Below are 16648 nucleotides of genomic sequence, written 5' to 3'. Positions count from 1 at the left end.
CCGGACGCGACTGCGCGCAGGAAGTCGGCCCGGCCGACTCCCTGCGCGCAGCCGCGCCCCTTCGGCCCTTTCCCTGCGTCAGCCGTCAGCCGTCCGCCGTGTCCCACGGCCGACGGCTGCCCGCCGTGAAGCCGGCCTGCGCGGCGAGGGCGAGGGCGGCGGCCGGCCGGCAGTCCTGAGGATCGGCCAAGCAGGCCAGGACGGGCGCCAGTTCGGCGTCCGTCAGACGCTGCTCGCGGGCGGCGGCCAGCAACTCCTCCAGCCGCTGGTGGAACCCGTCGACGTACGCCGAATCGTCCGGCTCCTCCTCCGGAACCCGCTCCCAGACCCAGTCGGCCAGCCGGTCCTCGACCTTCCTCACCGAGCCGGTCAGAAGCGCCCCGGGGTCCGACTCGCCGGGCGCACACCGCCAGCCCCCGCCCTCCGGCTCCCACCAGAAGCAGAACCCGGCCCGGGCCGCCGGCGCGGGCACCCAGTCCGGCGCGCCCGCCAGCAGGTCCGCCGCGTCCCGCGCAGTGCTGTAGTCCACGTCGAACCCGCTGATCACCGCACGCCCGCCCGGCAGCCAGGCCAACTGCCAGCCGTTGCTGCTCCCGTCGTCGTGGCTCAGCACGTCGCCGGGCTCCACCCAGTACCCCAACTGCTGCTTGATGCCCTCCTGTAGGACGGCCGTCACCCCGCCCAGCAGCCAGGACTCGGCGGGTGGCGGCGGCAGGTAGTCGGGCACGACGGGCTCCTCGACGGTTCGGATTCGGGTACGCCTTCCCGGACGCCCACCCTCCCCGGAAGGTTCCAGCCGCCCCAGGGTGTCCCGTCGGTCCCCTCGGCCCCGTCAGGCGCCCGCGACCGGCAGGAGGCCGCGTTCGGCGAACACCTTCTTGGCGACGAACGTGGCGTTCAAGGCCTTGGGGAACCCGCAGTAGCCGGCGGAGTGCAGCAGCGCCTCGACGATCTCCTCGGGCGTGAGCCCCACGTTGAGGGAGGCGTTGATGTGGACCTCCAGCTGCGGCTCGCACCCGCCGAGCGCGGTGAGCATCCCCAGCGTGACCAACTGGCGGTCGCGCGGCGCCAGTTGGGGGCGGTTGTAGATCTCCCCGAACCCCCACGCGACGATCTGGTGCCCCAGCTCGGGACTGATGTCGGCCAGCGAGTCCACCACCCGCCGCCCGACCTCGCCGTCGACCCGGTCGAGCACCTCCAGCCCGTGCTCGAAACGCTCCCGGCGGACCTGCGCCTCGTTCGCGGCAGTGCTCATCGTCGTGCTCCTCTCCCGGCCGTCCGTATGCACGGCCCACGTCCCGTCCCGGCCGCCGATGCCGGCGGCCGGGAACCACGACAGAACCGTAGGACTTGGAGTGCACTCCAACTCAAGCCGACACCGCCCCACCCCCCGCTCACAGGAAATCCTTCGGCCGAAGCCCCCTGAAATGCCGTCACCGCGCCCTACCCGCGCCGAAAGATTTCCTGCGACCAAACCACCTGAAGGGATGGACCCGCATCGAGGCGCTGCCCGCGAGCGGATGCCGGTGTCAGGCGCGGTGGTACTGGACGGGGGAGGGCACCTCGCCGCCGAGCTCGGCGGCGGCGTGGCGGGCCCAGTACGGGTCGCGCAGCAGCTCGCGCCCGAGCAGGACGGCGTCGGCGCGGCCCTCGGCGAGCACGGCCTGCGCCTGGGCGGGGTCGGTGATCAGGCCGACGGCGGCGACGGGCAGCCCGGCCTCGCTGCGCACCGCCTCGGCGAAGGGCACCTGGAAGCCGGGGGCGGCGTCGATCCGGGCGTCGGGGACGAGGCCGCCGGTGGAGACGTCCAGCAGGTCGACGCCGTGGGCCTGGAGTTCCTTGGCGAGGCGGACGGTGTCCTGCGAGGTCCAGCCCTCGCGCGGGTCCTGCGGGTTCTCGGTGAGCCAGTCGGTGGCGGAGACGCGGAAGAAGAGCGGCAGTTCCTCGGGCCACACGGCGCGCACGGCGTCGACGACCTCCAGCGCGAAGCGGATGCGGCCCTCGAAGGAGCCACCGTAGCCGTCGGTGCGGTGGTTGGTGTGGGGGGAGAGGAACTGGTGGATCAGGTAGCCGTGGGCGCCGTGGATCTCGGCGACCTGGAAGCCGGCGTCGAGGGAACGCCGGGCGGCGTCCGCGAACTGCCGCACCACATCGCTGATCTGCTCCTCGGTCAGTTCGTGCGGCGCGGTGTGGGCGGGGGAGAAGGGCGAGGTGTCGGGGCCGACCGGCTGCCAGCCGTGGTCCTCGCCGGGGGCGAGGGCGCGCCCGCGGTCGACCCAGGTCCGCTCGGTGGAGGCCTTGCGCCCGGCGTGGGCGAGCTGGATCGCAGCGACGGTGCCCTGCGACTTCAGGAAGGCGGTGATCCGCCGGAAGGCCGCGGCCTGCTCGTCGTTCCAGATCCCGAGGTCGTACGGGCTGATGCGGCCCTCGGGGCTGACGGCGGTGGCCTCGGTGATGATCAGGCCGGTGCCGCCGGCGGCGCGCGCCGCGAGGTGGGTGAAGTGCCAGTCCGTGGGGACACCGACCGCCTGCCCGTCCGGAGCGGCGCTGTACTGGCACATCGCCGGCATCCAGATCCGGTTGGGGACGGTCAGCTCCCGCAGGGTGTACGGGGTGAAGAGGGTGGTGCTCATGTCGGACTCCCGGTGGGTAGGCGGCCCCGGGGCCAAAGGCCGAGGCTGAGGGGCGCAGGCAGGACGTACCCGCAACTGATTGCAGCTGCAATTTATGCCCCACAAGATAGTTGCACACGCCGCACACCTGCAAGGGTGCACCCCGACCCCCGCCACCCGGAGGCAGCGAAAACCCGTCAGCCTCCGGCCGCCCGGCCCGCGGTACCGCCGGCCGACCAGTCGTGACTGGGCGGGGCGGTCGGCCCTACGCTGACCCCATGGCTCTTGACCCCGCCCTGCCTGTGGGCCGTCGGATTCAGCACTACCGGGAGCGCGCCGGGAAGTCCCGGGCCGTCCTGGCGGGTTTGCTCGGCCGTTCTCCCTCGTGGCTGAAGCAGGTGGAGAACGGCACGCTGCTGCCGCCCCGACTCCCGATGCTGATGCGCATCGCACAGCACCTCGGGGTCGATGACCTGTCGCTCCTGACGGGAGACGTCAGCATGCCGCGTGCGCTCTACTCCGGCGTGGAGCATGCGTCGCTGGCGTCCGTTCGTCGGGCCGTGGACGGTGCTCCGCTCGGGGCCGCCGGGGGGCCGGCTCCGCGGCTGGACCACATCGCGGTTCAGCTCGCCGGCGCCTGGCAGACGAGGATGACCAGGGGCGACCACCGGACCGCGCTCGCGGCGGTGTTGCCACCGCTCGTATCAGCCGCGTCCGTTGCCGCATCGCACCCCGAGTGCACGGACCGTCGCCGGGCGCAGGTCATGTACGCCAGCGCGCTGAACCTCACGCAGATGTACGCCGCGTTCCAGGGCGACGGCAACTTGGTCTGGAGGGTGGCGGAACGGGCACTTGCCACGGCTCGCGCATCCGCAGACCCCGGCGCAATCAGCCAGGCGTGCTGGTTCCTCGTGGAGGCGTTCCGGAAGTCGGGCCAGTGGGAGAGCGCGCAGGCGGTCACGGAGGACGCGCTCCGCCTGCTCGACCCGATCCGGACCGAAAGCCCCGAACTGGCCTGCGCCTGGGCTGACATGGCCTACCACGCCGCGATCACCCACGCCGTAGCCGGCGAGTCCGGAGACGCCTGGAGGTGGGTCGACCGGGCCTCCGCCGTCTCGGACACCCTCCCGGCCGGGCACTGGCGCCCCTCAACGTCCGGGTCACGCCAGGCCGCTGTCCTGCACAAGGTCACCGTCGCCGTGGAGCTGAGGCAGGTCGGCACGGCTCTCCGGTGGGCACGTCGGCTGCCTCACTCCGACGTCGTCGCGGTGCCCCGTCGTGGCCGGCACCTGATCGAAGTCGCCCGAGCACACGCCATGAAGGGCGAGCACGGCAAGGTGGCGGAACTGCTGACCACGGCCGTGGAGGTGGCGCCCGAGACCGCCCGGTGGAACGAGGAGGCGCGGGCCATGATCCGGGACCTCACGACCGGTTCCCCGGCACATCAGCCCGCCGGCCGCCGACTCGCGGACGCCGTGGGAATGGCGGCCTGAAACAGGGGGCAGAGACTCTGCCCAGCCCCTCGGCGCAGATCCCGTAACGTGGTGTGACGAGACGGGCCCTGACTGTTAGGGAGCAATGATGGCCGCACCACGCATGTCCGCGACGACGAGCACGCCGCCGGACCCCCCGGAGGCACCGGCACCCTCCGCCTCGTCCCGTCCGCGCACGTCGAAGCGGCCCCCGAGCAAGCCGGCCAGCGCGGCGTTGATCGCGGCCTGTCGCCGGGACTACCTGAAGGGCCAGGCGGAGGAGGAACGCCGGCCGACGAGCGCCTTCACGTTCGCGCCGTTGCAGTGGGAGAGCACCGGAGCCAGCCGTGACGTCGCTTGAGATTGCGTCGGGGAGACCGGAACAGCCCGCAAACGGCTATGCGGCGACGCTTCAAGACCTCGCCCGTCGGCTGCCGGCCGCACCGCCCCCGGCGGTCGGCAGCTGCCCGTCCTGCGAGTGGCTGGACGACCTGGCCGCGCAGGCGTTCAGCGACCCCGAGGGATGCGACCGCTCCTCCCTGACGGATGTTCAGGTGCTGCGTCGCCGACACGCGGAGGCGGGGGAGTGCCTGGCGGTACCGCGTGCCGGGTGACTCGGAGGACCGGCCGCACCGGACGCACTTCCTCGGCGGCCCGGTGCCGTACGACGACGTGACCGACGAGGCCGCGGACGCCACCCCGGTCGATCTGCGGACGTGGCTGACGACCCACCCGCGCACCCCGAAACGCCGACCCGCACTTCCGCCGGTCCTCACTCCGGAGGAGTTCAACGAGACCCCGTTGACGCCGGACCAGCGCGCACGACGGGCCGCGCTGCTCGCCAAGCTGCGCGAAGCCAACCACCCGTGGCGCTGACGGTGGACCCGTACGCAGCACCCGTGTTCGGTATCTGCGGCCGCTGGGCCGCCCGACATCGAACGTGGGTGGTGTGACCGTTGCCCCGGACGGCGCTCAGGCCGTCTGGTTGGACGACGTCGGAAACGTCCTGCCGTGACCGCCGGCCGGACCGATGAGGAAGCCGACGGCCCGTGAGCAAAGAAGGCGGCGCCGCCCGGGAACCCCGGACGGCGCCGCCGCTCACGCCTCGGCCGTCAGCGCACCTTCGGCCCGTCAGCGCACCGTCTGCGGCACCCGCGGGGCGGGGACGGTCCGCGCCGGGGCCTTGGCGGCGCTCGGTGCGGCGCCCAGGGCGGTGCCGCGGGTCTCCTCCGCCCACGGCACGCTCACCAGCAGCCCGAGGGCCGTCGTGCCGGCGGCGATGAGCATGGTCGGCCCGGTGCCGAGTCCGGTCAGGGACAGCGGAAGCAGGTAGGTGCCGACGGCCGCGCCGATCCGGCTCACCGAGGTGGCCACGCCCACGGCGGTGGCCCGGATCTCGGTGGGGAACAGCTCGTTGGGGTACGTCCAGTCGAGCACGTTGGGCCCGCCGCACAGGAAGGCGTACGCGCACAGCGCCAGCAGGGCGATCGCGGCGGGGGCGGTGGGCCACACGCCGAGCAGGGCGAGCGGGACGGTCATCAGGGCGAAGGACCAGATGATGACGGGCCGGCGGCCGCGACTGTCGATCAGGCGCAGGGCCGGGTAGCAGCCGAGCAGGAAGACCAGGCTGATCAGCCCGGTGCCCAGGGTCTCCATCACCGTGCCGCCGGGCATGCCGAACGAGGAGAGGATCTGCGGGCCGAAGGTGAGCATCGCGAACAGCGGGCCGACCTGGCAGAGGAAGAAGAGGCCGCAGAACAGGGTGCGGCGACGGTAGGGCTGGGTCATCAGCAGGCGCAGCCCGGCGGGCCGGCCGGCGTCGGCCGGGTCGGGCATCAGCTCGCGGCCGTCGACCTGGACCCCGAGGTGCTTCTCGACCACGCGCACCGCGTCACCGACCCGCCCGTTGGCGGCGAGCCAGCGCGGCGACTCCGGGGAGCCGCGGCGGATCACCAGGAAGACCACGCACAGCACCGTGGAGCTGGCGAGCATCCACCGCCAGCTGTCCGGCCCGGCCAGTTCCAGGAACAGGTAGCCCACCACGTAGGCGAGGACGGAGCCGGCGTACCAGGCGACGATCTGCTGACCGAGCAGCCGCCCGCGCTGCTTGGCGGGCAGCCACTCGGCGAGCAGCGAGGTCGCGATGGGGTAGTCGGCGGCCACGGCCATGCCGAGGACGAAGCGCAGCAGGGTGATCGCCCACACCGCGTCCACCCAGAAGGAGGCCACCGAGCAGACCATCATCACCAGCAGGTCGGCGGTGTACATCACCTCCCGGCCGATCTTGTCGGTCAGCACGCCGAAGAGGGCGCCGCCGACGAACATGCCGACCAGGGCGGCGGCGCCGATCAGGCTGACCTCGGCGGTGGACAGCCCCAGGTCGGGGCGCATCCCGATCAGGGCGACGCCGACGATGCTCAGGATGTAGCCGTCCAGCAGCGGCCCTCCCGAGCAGGCCAGGGCCAGTCTGCGGTGGAACGCGGTATACGGGGCGTTGTCGATGGTCTGGGACATGTGCTTGGGGTCCTCCGGAGCGTACGGCGGCGGGCCGGGCCCGTTCGCCGTGCGCCGGGTAGACGGCAGGGAACGGCGCCGCCCACCTCGGACGGCGCCAACCGCCCGATCACACCGGGCGACCGTCCAGGGTTGCCCCGCCCCGCCAGGGCCACCACGAGGTCCAAGGTCAACCGGATTGATGACCTTGGTCCCGAAGCGGACAGGACCTCCGACCGTGCCGATCCAAGCCCCGCCCAGTCCTCCCGGGGGCCGCAGCCCCCGAACGCCGGACAGTGCACGGAGCGTGACCCTTCTCACTCCGAGGGTGCCGGCAGCCCTCCGGACGTGGCCCACCCCACAACGGGCCCGGGCCCGCTCCGAGTTTTACTTGGTCGGCCCGGCCGCGGCCGGGGTGTCGGGAATGCGGACGTGCTGCGTGAGGAAGAGGGCCGCGCGGTCCAGTGCCTGGTCGGCCTCGTCGAGCACGCCGGCGAAGGCCTGGAACACGTGGGGGACGTCGGCGGTGATGTCGAGGATCACGTCCACTCCGGCTGCGCGGGCGCGGGCGGCCAGGCGGGTGGAGTCGTCCAGGAGCACTTCGTCGGTGCCCGCCTGGAGGAGCATCGGCGGAAAGCCGGTCAGGTCGGCGAGGACGGCGGGGCTGAGCATGGGCTGGTGCGGGTCGGCTCCCGCCAGGTACATGGCCCCGGTGTGTCCCAGGCTCTCGCGGGTGAAGAACGGGTCGATGCCCGCCTTGGTGTCCATGCTCTCGCCGGTCCGGGTGGCGTCGAGGCCGGGGGAGAAGGCCACGATCGCGGCGGGCATCGGGAGGCCGGCGTCGCGGGCGGCGAGGCAGGTGGTGACGCTGAGGCCGCCGCCGGCGGAGTCCCCGGCGAACGCGATGGCCGAAGGGTCCTCGCCGCGGTCGAGGAGGGCGCGGTAGGCGCTCAGCGCGTCCTCGATTGCGGCCGGGAACGGGTGCTCGGGGGCGAGCCGGTAGTCCAGCGAGTACGCCGCGAACCCGGTCCTGGCCACGAGGTTGCCCGTCGGCGACAGCGCGGTCTCGGGGGAGCCGAACACCCAGCCGCCGCCGTGGAAGTACAGGATCGTCCCGGTGCGCTTCTGGGTACGCGTCCCGGTGCCCGGCTCGGTGCGCGTTCCGGTGCCCGGCCCGGTGCCCGGCTCGATGTGCAGCGCCGGTCGGTCGCCGAGCGTCGTCCTGGTGATGCGGAGGCCGTCCGGGACGGCCATCCGGGCCATCATCGCCTTGAATCCGGCTCGGATCGCCTCGACCGACTGGGGGCCCTCGGGCCGGGGCTGCCGCAGCATCGCGCTGATCCGCGTGCGTTGTTCCCTGCTCATGATGCGTTCTCCTGCCACAAGTAGCTTCTTCAGCACTATATGCCGTGGCATCTAACGTAGACTATATGCCATGGCATCCAAAGCGAGCGGTGAGACGGTCGACCTCCCGAGCTTCTTCGCCGACCTCGTCCGGTGCGAGACACGCCTCTACAACGCCCTCAACGACCGTCTTCGCGAGCGGCACGGCATCGTCACGTCGCAATTCGAGTTCCTGCGCCACCTCCGCGACCACCCCGGGGCCCGGGTGGCGGATCTGGCGGCCGAGTTCGCCATCGGCATCGGGGCCACCAGCAAGGGCATCGACCGCCTGGAGCGGCAGGGATGGGTCGCCCGCATGCCGAACCCGTCGGACCGCCGGTCGTCACTGCTGGAACTGACCGACGACGGCCTGCAGTTGGCCGACGCGGCCGAAGGGACCTTCACCGAGCGGCTGGCCGAACTGATCGCAGACGCAGGCAAGGCGTCCCCCCTGACGGCCGCCGCGCAGGCCCTCTCGGAGCTGCGTTCCGCCCTGGAGCGCGACCAGATCGGCACGCCCACGGGCTGACGCGTATTCGCGGCTTCCGGGGAGGTGGCGTTCGGAGGTTCTGGCCGGCTGGATGCCGGTTCAAGTGGCTTGCGTGGCAGCGTCGTTGCTCAGGTTCAACCTGCGGGGCGCGCAACGCGTCCACGCGCACCAGGGCTCCACGCGCACCAGGGCTCCGCGTGAGCCGGGTCAGCTGCTGAGCCGGGTCAGCTGCCCGGGTGGGAGGCCGCCCAGCCGTGTTCGAGCAACGCGAAGGCCTCGTCGGCGGCGCGGTGCGGCTCGGCGTGCTGCAGGATCAGGACGCGGGCCTCAAGGGCGAAACGGGCCAGGGCGGCACTGCTGACGTCGTCCGCGGGGGCGCCGACGGCCTCGGTGATGGCCCGGGCCAGAGTCGCCTCGTGGCGCGTCCACATGCGGTGGGCGTAGTCGCGCAGTGCGGGGGTCTCCTGCACCAGGCGCGTGAAGTCGGCGAACCGCGGGTCGGTGGCGTGGATGGCGAGCTGGGTCTGTTTCAGCAGGATGTGCTCGCGCAGTGCCTGGGGGATCGACTGGCCGGGGGTGCGGTCGCGCACGGCGGCGACGAGTGCTGTTTCGAGGTCGTCGTCCTGGTCGAAGACGAGGGCTTCCTTGCTGGGGAAGTGCTTGAACAGGGTGGTCACCGAGACGTCGGCGGCGTCGGCGACGTCCTTGACGCCGACCTGGTCGTAGCCGCGATCGAGGAAGAGCTCAAGTGCGGCGTCGGCCAGGGACTGGCGGGTCTGGGCCTTCTTGCGCTCGCGGCGCCCGGTCGGTTCGGTCACTCGCCCACCATATCCCATGGTGCATCGACTGTAAAAGTTGAGTCGTTGCACTTATTTCGTGACTGTGCTTTCTTGGTGATGCCGGGCCTCCAGGGCGCCGCATCCACCTCCCGAGGGACACTTCCATGAACTCTGCTCGTGACCTCCGCATCGCGATCGTCGGCGCCGGCCTCGGTGGCCTCACCTGCGCCCGAGTCCTGCAGCAACACGGCCGCTCCGTCACCCTGTTCGAGCGCGAAGCCGCCGCCGACGCCCGCCCCCAGGGCGGCACCCTCGACCTGCATGCCGACACCGGTCAGGCCGCCCTGCGGGCGGCGGGGCTCCTCGACCGCTTCCACGCCCTCGCCCGCCCGGAAGGAGAGGAATGGCGCGTGCTCGACTTCGCCGACGCCGCCCTCCTGACGCATCAGGGACCTTCCGCCGCCGGCGGCCGGCCGGAGATAGACCGTGGCCAACTGCGCGGCCTGCTCCTCGACTCGCTCACCGAGGGCACCGTGCGGTGGGACCGTGCCGTCAGCGGGGCCACCCCGCTCGCGGACGGCACCTGCCGGCTGCATTTCGGTGACGGCACCGCCGAGGACTTCGACCTGGTGATCGGAGCCGACGGCGCCTGGTCGCGCGTCCGCCCGGCCCTGTCGCACGCCGCACCCCGCTACACCGGCGTCACCTTCGTCGAAACCGGATTCGACCACTGCGACACCCGCCATCCCGACCTCGCGCGGCTCGTCGGCAACGGCTCGATGCTGGCGAAGGGCGCCGGCAGGTCCCTGGTCGCCCAGCGCAACAGCAACGGCCACATCCGTGCCTACATCGCGCTCCGCGCTCCGCAGGACTGGCACGTGGCCGCCGGTCTCGACCTCGGCGACCAGCGGGCCGTGCGCACGCACCTGCTGAGGATGTTCGACGACTGGGACGGGAGCCTGCGCTACATCCTGAGCAACAGCGACAGCGGGTTCACCAACCGGCCCCTGTTCGTCCTGCCAGCCCCGCACACCTGGCAGCACGTCCCCGGCGTCACGCTCCTCGGTGATGCCGCGCACCTGCTGCCCCCGGTCGGGCTGGGCGCCAACCTCGCCATGGTCGACGGCTCCGACCTCGCTCACGCCCTCAGCACCGCATCCAGCGTCGACGAGGCCGTCCGCGCCTACGAGGGCGTCATGCTGCCGCGCTCGATCGAGGCCGCGACGGGCAGTGCGCAGGGACTCGACCATCTCGTTCCCGCAGCGACTCCGATCAGGTGAGGCCGGGGGCGGCCAGTGGCCAGCGGCGACGTGGTCGTCGCCGGTGAGGCGGAAGGCGCCGAGGACGAGGTTGCGCAGTGCGGCCATGGTCCTGGGGAGGCCCGGACCGCACCCGCGGCGGTCCGGGCGCCGTCCGGGTCAGCCGACCGGGACCGGAACGCCCCGTACGAGGAGCGGAAGGCCCGCGCCGTGCTCCCACGCGTCCCAGGCGTCATCGACGCGCCGGTGCTGGTCGTCCGCCATGACGTCGCGCAGCTTGGCCTGGGGCACCCAGTGGAGGGCGCGGACCTCCTCCGGCGGCTGGTGCCGGCGGACGACCTCGGCCTGCCGGGGTGTGATCATCCCGCCCGCGTACACGAAGTTGAGGCCCTCGGGGAACTCGGCGGCGGGCACGTAGTCGACGGTCAGGATGGTCCGCAGGGGCAGGACGAGGCCGGTCTCGGTCTCGAGATGCCGGCGGGCCGCGAGGTGCGGCAGCTCGTCCTGCTCGGCGCTGCCGCCGGGCAGGGCCAGCCCGTCCCGGTGGGCGCGATCGACCAGGAGGACGGAGAACTCGTCCGGCTCGTCGGGGTCTTCGAGCAGGACGAGGACCTGGTGGACGGATCGCCGGCCGGGAGGGCGGCTCATGAGGCGGGCGCTGCTCAACTCTGCTCCAGTGGCGAGGGATTCGGCGGTCTCGGCGGTCTCGGCGGTCACGGCGGTCACGGCGGTCACCCGTCGAACGGTCGGCGGCGGGGCCTCCCGCAGGTGCCCGGCGCGAACTCCCGGGGGTCGAGCGGCCGGATCGAGGAGAGGTCGACCCGCCGCTGGGGGCCACTCGCCCCCAGCGGCCGAAGCACCGCCTTGCCGAACTCGGCGTCGACGAAGACGCCCTCGTGGCGGCGGAAGTCCTGTACCACCTCGTGGAGTTGGAAGTGGATGTCGGGGTTCTGCGGATCAGGCATGGGGGTCTCCACAGGTCGCGCTGTGCGTCCGGCGAATCACCGGGTGTAGCCATGGTGGTGCTTCTCCCCGTACGATCGGAAGCCGATCTGAAGCTTGAAGTCAGTTCTCGGCAAGTAGGTGAAGGTCAGTGAACCTCAAGGAACTTGATCCGACATCAGGACCATGGGCACCTTTCGGGGTGCAACTTCGCAGGTCGCGCAAGGCTGCCGGCCTCACACAAGCCCAACTGGCGAGGCTTGTGGGGGTCGATCCCTCCTACGTCTCCTATGCCGAACTTGCTCCGCCCGGCCGGACTCCGCCAAGCGAGAAGTTCGCACGGGATGCCGATCGAGTGCTGGAGACGGGCGGCACCTTGCTGCTGATGTGGCTTCAGGCCAAGCACTCGGCATTGCTGGAGGGCTTTCCGGAGTACGCAGCCAACGAGACGCGAGCCAGTGAGATCCGGATCTTCGAACTCGGCGTCATCCCCGGCTTGCTTCAAACGAAGTCCTACGCGGCGGCTCTCGCAAGAGCAGATGTTCGCCGAAGGGACATCACCCCGAGCCAGGCAGAGGAGCGGCTGGCCTTCCTGCTCGCGCGACAGGAAGCCTTGGCGCGGCGGGATCCGCCGCTCATCCACGCCGTGCTGGACGAGAGCTGCCTCCGACGGATCATCGGCGGCCCGGAGGTCATGCGGGATCAGCTTGAGCAACTTGAACAGCTCTACGAACAGGGGCGCGTAGTACTTCAGGTGGCGCCGTTCAGCATGGGGGAGCACAGGCCGTTCGCCCTGCCCATGCGGCTGCTGACGCTCTCCGACGGTTCTCTGCTTGGCTACTCCGAATCCGAGGGGCGAGGGCACGTCGAACGAGACGACGACCGGCTCCGTGACTGGCGCAGGAGATACGATCGCCTCCAGGTAGGGGCGCTGGCCGAGTCAGCGACTCTGCAACTGATACTCCATGCGCGGAAGGACTCTCATGGCTGACCTCGACTTGACTACCGCTTCGTGGGTGAAGTCGACGTACAGCCAACAGGGCGGTGACTGCGTGGAGGTCACCGCAGAGTTCCCCGGCCTGGCTCCTGTACGCGACTCGAAGGAGCCTCAGGGTCCAGCTCTGATCTTCCCGTCCGAGGCCTGGATGTCGTTCGTCGCCGCTGTCCGCAGTGGCGAGTTCGGCGACGTCTGAGTCGCGCCCGGAAGACGCAGGCCCGGACCGCTCCCACAAGCGGTCCGGGCCTGCGTCTGGTCTGCGGGGGTTACGAGCCGGCGGTGGCGGCTTCCAGGGTGGTGGCCATGACCGGGCTGGTGAAGGTGTTCGTCGCATCGCCCGTGGAGGGGTGGTAGGAGCCCCACTTGAGGTAGTTGCGGTTGCCGTCCCAGGTGGTGCCCTTGAAGGTGCCGGAGCCGGTGGTGAAGGTCTGCTTCTTGCCGTCGAACCAGAAGTCGATGGTGCCGTCGGTCCTGCCCAGGCGGATCTTCAGCGCGTACGCGTGCCACTGGCCGTTCGCCGTCGGCGCGGTCCACAGGGTGTGCGAGACGTGAGCGGTGTCCCACTCCTGCAGGCGGATGCGGCCGTCGGTGGCGTCGATCTCGATGGGGTGGTTGGCCGTGTCGGTGCTCGGGTCGCACTTGAGCTGGAAGACGTAGCGGCTGTTGGAGTCCTTGATGTCCACCTTGGACGACCAGCCGAGGTAGAAGGTGTCGCCGTTCTTCAGCTCGGGGCTCAGCGTCTCGCAGCGCTCCTGTCCGGCGGCCTGGTAGGCGCGCCACACCTTGCCCTTGGCGGAGTCGTTGACGACCTTGAAGTTGCCCGGGGCGCACTGGACGGAGGCGAAGGAGGACGCCCCCTTGCTGGTGCTCGGGGTCCACAGGACCTGGCCCGCCGCGCTGCTGGGCGTGATGGTGCCGCAGGAGATCGCGAGGGTGGCGACGGCCACGCCCGCGTAGGAGAGGTTGCGGTGGCGGGACGGACGGGACATGGGTCTCCCCGGGGAAGGTACGGAATCGGATGCGGCCCGGGCGGCGCTGGCCTGCCCGGGCGTACGGAGCGATTCGACCATCTGCCGGGCCCGGGAACCAGGCGGAACCACCGGCGGAAGTAGGCGGGGCCACTTCCGCCGGAGCCTCCTGCAGACCGTGCGAAGCCTCCCGCAGACCGTGCCGCGCCCCCGCAGACCGTGCGCGCGGGGCCCGTGGCGGCCGACCGCCGTCCCTGCGGTCGCGGGTGCGTCACCGGGCGACGGCCCGCGATGGGCGAGTCGCCTACTGTCATATGCTTGTCATATCAATGAGGGGCGGGTCTTGGACTTCCGATTGCTGGGCTCGGTGGCCGCCGTGGCCGCGGACGGCCGGGAGCTTCCGGTCGGCTCCGCCAAGCGCCGCAGCCTGCTGGCCATGCTGCTGCTCAACCCTGGCGCACCGGTCACCGTCGACCGGCTCACCGAGACGCTCTGGGACGAGGAACCGCCCCGGCACTCGCGCACCGTCATCCACAACCACGTGTCGGGCCTGCGCGCGCTGCTCGCCGCGCACGGCGCGCCCTCCGTCGGCGTCGAACTCGTCACCGACGGCGGCGCCTACCTGCTGCGGGTGCCCGAACTCGCGGTGGACACCGACCGCTTCGAACGCCTGGTGCGCTCGGCCCGGTCACTGCCCGACACCGGCGAGGCGGTGGCGGCACTCCAGCAGGCACTCGCGCTGTGGCGGGGCCCCGCCCTCGCCGGCACCGCGCCCAGCGTGCCCCTGCAGTGCGCCGCCCACGCGCTGGAGGAACTGCGGCTCGCGTCGGTGGAGGAACTGGCCCGCGCCCACGGCCGGCTCGGCGACCACGGCGCCGCAGCCGGCGTGCTCTCTACCGAAGCCACCATGAACCCGCTGCGCGAGCCGCTGGTCGCCGCCCTCATGCTGGCGCTCGGCCGGGCCGGGCGGCGCTCGGAGGCCCTGGACTGGTTCCACCGCACCCGCCGGGCCCTGGCCGACGAACTGGGCATCGACCCCGGGCCGGAACTCGTCGACGCCTACGACTCCCTGCTGCGCACCACCCCCGTGCCGCGGCCCGACCGCGTCCCGCCGCCACGCGTGCCGACCGTCGGCGGCCCGGCGTCCGTCCCCGACCCGGAACGCGCCCCGGCCCCCGCCCCTGCCCCTGCCGCCACGCCCACCCCCGCACCCGCACCCACCCCCGCACCCGCACCCACCCCCGCGCCGCCGCCCGCCGCGCGCCCGCTGCGCTCCGCCCCCTGGCCCTTCCCCCGCCGCCCCCGCGGCTTCTCCGGCCGGGAGGACGAACTGGCCGCGCTCGACCGGGCCACCACCGCCCCCGGCGCGATCGCCGTGGTCACCGGCGGCGCCGGGGTCGGCAAGACCACCCTCGCCGTGTACTGGGCCCACCGCCGCCAGGACGCCTTCCCCGACGGCCGGCTCTTCGTCGACCTGTGCGGCCACAGCCCGCTGCCCGAACGCTCCACCCCGGCCGTGCTGCGCGAACTGCTGCTCGGCCTGGGCCTGCCCGCCGAGCAGATGCCCGCGACCCCCGAGGCCATGGCCGCCCGCTACGGGGAACTGACCGCCGACCGCCGGATGCTCATCGTCCTGGACAACGCGCGCCGCTCCGACCAGGTCCGCCCCCTGCTGCCCGACGGCGACGGCTGCGTCACCCTGGTCACCAGCCGCGACCGGCTCGGCGGCCTGGTCGCCTCCGACGCCGCCCGCCCCGTCCCGCTCGCCGAACTGTCACCTCCGCAGTCCGTCACCCTCCTCGCCGCCACCCTCGGCGCCGACCTCGTCGCCGCCGACCCCGCAGCCGCCGCTCGGCTGGCCGGCCTGTGCGACGGCCTGCCCCTCGCCCTGCGCCTGGCCGCAGCCCGCCTCGCCACCGGCCCGGCCCGCGACCTGGCCGCCCTCGCCGACGAACTCGCCGACGAGCAAGGCCGGCTGGGGATCCTGGAGATGGAGGACACCAGCGTCGCCGCGGCCCTCGCCCTCACCGTCCAGCACCTGAGCGAACCGGCCCGCCGGATGTTCCACCGGCTCGGCGCGCACACCGGCACCACCCTGGACAGCCGCACCGCCGCCGCCCTCGCCGACTGCCGCCCCGCCGAAGCCGCCGGGGCACTCGGCCGCCTCGCCACCGCCCACCTCATCGTCGAGATCGGCCGGGACGCCTACACCCTGCACGACCTGGTCCGCCTCTACGCCCGCACCCTGCCCGGCGACACCGACACCGAGGTGCTGCCACGCCTGCTCGACCACCTCCTGAACACCCTGGTCGCCGCCTGCGACGCCGCCGAACCCGGCAGCGAGCCGTGCTGCGCCCTGCCGCCCGGCACCCGGCGCCCCGCGGACGTGCGCCCCTTCCCGAACCGGGAGAGCGCGCTCGCCTGGTACGCCGCCGAGCGGGACACCCTGCGCGGGGCGGTCGAGGCGGCGGTCGCCGCGGGCCTGCACGACCGGGCCTGGCGCCTGGTGCTGCTGCAGTGGCCGCTGATCGTGTGGCAGGTCCGGGACGGCTGGGTGCCGCTGCTCGAACACGGCCTGGCCGCCGCCGAGGCCGACCGGGATCCGGGCGCCCAGTCCCGCGCCCGGGCGCTGCTGGGCTGGGTCCTGCTGGAGGAAGGGCGCCACGAGCAGGCCCTCGTGCACCTGGAACGGGCCCCCGACCTCGCCGCCCTGGCCGGGGACGGCACCGCGCAGGCCGTCGCCCTGATGAACCTGGCCGTCGCCCTGGGCCGCTACGGCCGCAACACGCGGGTGCGCGGGCTGCTCGCCCGGGCCCTCGTCCTGGCCGAACGGGCCGACCGCGCCGACCTCGTCGCCCTCGCCCGCCAGCACCTGGCCCGCGCGTGCCTGGACGCCGGCGCCCCCGAGGAGGCCGCCCACCACGCCGCCCGCGGCCTGGCCCTCGCCGAACCGCCCTTCCCCGCCGCCCGCCGGGTCCTGCTGCAGGTCCTCTACGGCCGCGCCCTCGCCGCCACCGGGCACCGGGAGGAAGCCGCCCTCCACCTCAACGCCGCCGTCCGGGCGGCCCGGGCCCACCAGTTCGGCGAAGGCGAGTCGGACGCCCTCACCGCCCTGCACGCCCTGCCGCCCCCGGCCACCGCCACGGCCACGGCCACAGTCCCGGCCCCGGCGACGGCCACCGCTACCGCCACCCTCGGCACCGTCCTGCAGGTTCTACGGTCCCCCTGACGCCCATGCGCTGCGTCCGGTCGA

Annotated in this window: 16 protein-coding genes; 7 read left to right on the top strand and 9 right to left on the bottom strand. The window is 72.8% G+C overall.

Features of this window, described 5'->3' with window-relative positions; genetic code table 11:
- Positions 1-85: 85 nt before the first annotated feature.
- From AC0B61_RS12520 to AC0B61_RS12510, 3 genes are all read right to left on the bottom strand, one after another.
- Positions 86-727, bottom strand: a complete 642-nt coding sequence (locus AC0B61_RS12520; protein ID WP_471740623.1) for a hypothetical protein — start codon at positions 725-727, stop codon at positions 86-88.
- A gap of 105 nt (positions 728-832) precedes the next feature.
- Positions 833-1255 carry a carboxymuconolactone decarboxylase family protein gene (locus AC0B61_RS12515; protein ID WP_471740622.1) on the bottom strand — a complete coding sequence of 141 codons (423 nt, stop codon included), beginning with the start codon at positions 1253-1255 and terminating at the stop codon, positions 833-835.
- A 274-nt stretch (positions 1256-1529) separates the two neighbouring features.
- Positions 1530-2633: an NADH:flavin oxidoreductase/NADH oxidase gene (locus AC0B61_RS12510; RefSeq protein WP_471740621.1), complete on the bottom strand. Its 1104-nt coding sequence runs from the start codon at positions 2631-2633 to the stop codon at positions 1530-1532.
- A 257-nt stretch (positions 2634-2890) separates the two neighbouring features.
- Here AC0B61_RS12510 and AC0B61_RS12505 point away from each other — a divergent pair, with 257 nt between their 5' ends.
- Together AC0B61_RS12505 and AC0B61_RS12500 are read left to right on the top strand one after the other, a co-directional pair.
- Positions 2891-4105: a helix-turn-helix domain-containing protein gene (locus AC0B61_RS12505; RefSeq protein WP_471740620.1), complete on the top strand. Its 1215-nt coding sequence runs from the start codon at positions 2891-2893 to the stop codon at positions 4103-4105.
- 582 nt (positions 4106-4687) lie between these two features.
- Positions 4688-4960, top strand: coding sequence for a hypothetical protein (locus AC0B61_RS12500; protein ID WP_471740619.1), 273 nt, complete (start codon positions 4688-4690; stop codon positions 4958-4960).
- Positions 4961-5215: 255 nt separating this feature from the next.
- Here the strand turns inward: AC0B61_RS12500 and AC0B61_RS12495 are convergent, their stop codons facing one another.
- Both AC0B61_RS12495 and AC0B61_RS12490 read right to left on the bottom strand, forming a co-directional pair.
- Positions 5216-6598, bottom strand: a complete 1383-nt coding sequence (locus tag AC0B61_RS12495; RefSeq protein WP_471740618.1) for an MFS transporter — start codon at positions 6596-6598, stop codon at positions 5216-5218.
- Positions 6599-6964: 366 nt separating this feature from the next.
- Complete coding sequence (locus AC0B61_RS12490; RefSeq protein WP_471740617.1) at positions 6965-7942, bottom strand: alpha/beta hydrolase; 978 nt, start codon at positions 7940-7942, stop codon at positions 6965-6967.
- Positions 7943-8012: 70 nt separating this feature from the next.
- On the opposite strand from AC0B61_RS12490, the gene AC0B61_RS12485 reads away from it, so the two are divergent.
- The gene (locus tag AC0B61_RS12485; RefSeq protein ID WP_471740616.1) at positions 8013-8489 is read left to right on the top strand and encodes a MarR family winged helix-turn-helix transcriptional regulator; all 477 of its coding nucleotides are present in this window, start codon (positions 8013-8015) and stop codon (positions 8487-8489) included.
- Between the two features lie 185 nt (positions 8490-8674).
- Here AC0B61_RS12485 and AC0B61_RS12480 read toward each other — a convergent pair whose 3' ends face one another.
- Positions 8675-9286 (bottom strand): TetR/AcrR family transcriptional regulator, encoded by a 612-nt coding sequence (locus tag AC0B61_RS12480; RefSeq protein WP_471740615.1) that lies wholly within the window; start codon positions 9284-9286, stop codon positions 8675-8677.
- A 107-nt stretch (positions 9287-9393) separates the two neighbouring features.
- Between AC0B61_RS12480 and AC0B61_RS12475 the strand changes: the two genes are divergently transcribed.
- A complete protein-coding gene (locus tag AC0B61_RS12475) occupies positions 9394-10509 on the top strand; it encodes an FAD-dependent oxidoreductase (protein WP_471740614.1) in 1116 nt (371 codons plus the stop codon).
- Positions 10510-10647: 138 nt separating this feature from the next.
- Here AC0B61_RS12475 and AC0B61_RS12470 read toward each other — a convergent pair whose 3' ends face one another.
- Together AC0B61_RS12470 and AC0B61_RS12465 are read right to left on the bottom strand one after the other, a co-directional pair.
- Positions 10648-11223 (bottom strand): NUDIX domain-containing protein, encoded by a 576-nt coding sequence (locus AC0B61_RS12470; RefSeq protein ID WP_471740613.1) that lies wholly within the window; start codon positions 11221-11223, stop codon positions 10648-10650.
- Positions 11220-11453, bottom strand: coding sequence for a hypothetical protein (locus AC0B61_RS12465; RefSeq protein ID WP_471740612.1), 234 nt, complete (start codon positions 11451-11453; stop codon positions 11220-11222). The genes AC0B61_RS12470 and AC0B61_RS12465 overlap by 4 nt, the downstream gene beginning before the upstream one ends.
- Before the next feature lie 128 nt (positions 11454-11581).
- Between AC0B61_RS12465 and AC0B61_RS12460 the strand changes: the two genes are divergently transcribed.
- Together AC0B61_RS12460 and AC0B61_RS12455 are read left to right on the top strand one after the other, a co-directional pair.
- Positions 11582-12421 carry a helix-turn-helix domain-containing protein gene (locus AC0B61_RS12460; protein ID WP_471740611.1) on the top strand — a complete coding sequence of 280 codons (840 nt, stop codon included), beginning with the start codon at positions 11582-11584 and terminating at the stop codon, positions 12419-12421.
- Complete coding sequence (locus AC0B61_RS12455) at positions 12414-12623, top strand: DUF397 domain-containing protein (RefSeq protein ID WP_471740610.1); 210 nt, start codon at positions 12414-12416, stop codon at positions 12621-12623. The genes AC0B61_RS12460 and AC0B61_RS12455 overlap by 8 nt, the downstream gene beginning before the upstream one ends.
- Before the next feature lie 70 nt (positions 12624-12693).
- On the opposite strand, the gene AC0B61_RS12450 is transcribed toward AC0B61_RS12455, so the two are convergent.
- Positions 12694-13416 (bottom strand): heparin lyase I family protein, encoded by a 723-nt coding sequence (locus AC0B61_RS12450; protein ID WP_471740609.1) that lies wholly within the window; start codon positions 13414-13416, stop codon positions 12694-12696.
- Positions 13417-13738: 322 nt separating this feature from the next.
- Here AC0B61_RS12450 and AC0B61_RS12445 point away from each other — a divergent pair, with 322 nt between their 5' ends.
- Complete coding sequence (locus tag AC0B61_RS12445; RefSeq protein ID WP_471740608.1) at positions 13739-16624, top strand: AfsR/SARP family transcriptional regulator; 2886 nt, start codon at positions 13739-13741, stop codon at positions 16622-16624.
- Positions 16625-16648 lie beyond the last annotated feature (24 nt).

This window comes from Kitasatospora sp. NPDC023385 (assembly GCF_055664045.1).
Note: the sequence above shows the minus strand (reverse complement) of the source record. Positions and strands in the feature narration are given on the sequence as shown.

Bases quoted from the DNA above. Each gene is read 5' to 3' on its own strand.
- AC0B61_RS12475 (WP_471740614.1), top strand. From the start codon at position 9,394: ATGAACTCTGCTCGTGACCTCCGCATCGCGATCGTCGGCGCCGGCCTC.
- AC0B61_RS12450 (WP_471740609.1), bottom strand. From the start codon at position 13,416: ATGTCCCGTCCGTCCCGCCACCGCAACCTCTCCTACGCGGGCGTGGCC.
- AC0B61_RS12495 (WP_471740618.1), bottom strand. From the start codon at position 6,598: ATGTCCCAGACCATCGACAACGCCCCGTATACCGCGTTCCACCGCAGA.
- AC0B61_RS12515 (WP_471740622.1), bottom strand. From the start codon at position 1,255: ATGAGCACTGCCGCGAACGAGGCGCAGGTCCGCCGGGAGCGTTTCGAG.
- AC0B61_RS12510 (WP_471740621.1), bottom strand. From the start codon at position 2,633: ATGAGCACCACCCTCTTCACCCCGTACACCCTGCGGGAGCTGACCGTC.
- AC0B61_RS12485 (WP_471740616.1), top strand. From the start codon at position 8,013: ATGGCATCCAAAGCGAGCGGTGAGACGGTCGACCTCCCGAGCTTCTTC.
- AC0B61_RS12465 (WP_471740612.1), bottom strand. From the start codon at position 11,453: ATGCCTGATCCGCAGAACCCCGACATCCACTTCCAACTCCACGAGGTG.
- AC0B61_RS12480 (WP_471740615.1), bottom strand. From the start codon at position 9,286: ATGGGATATGGTGGGCGAGTGACCGAACCGACCGGGCGCCGCGAGCGC.
- AC0B61_RS12505 (WP_471740620.1), top strand. From the start codon at position 2,891: ATGGCTCTTGACCCCGCCCTGCCTGTGGGCCGTCGGATTCAGCACTAC.
- AC0B61_RS12455 (WP_471740610.1), top strand. From the start codon at position 12,414: ATGGCTGACCTCGACTTGACTACCGCTTCGTGGGTGAAGTCGACGTAC.
- AC0B61_RS12490 (WP_471740617.1), bottom strand. From the start codon at position 7,942: ATGAGCAGGGAACAACGCACGCGGATCAGCGCGATGCTGCGGCAGCCC.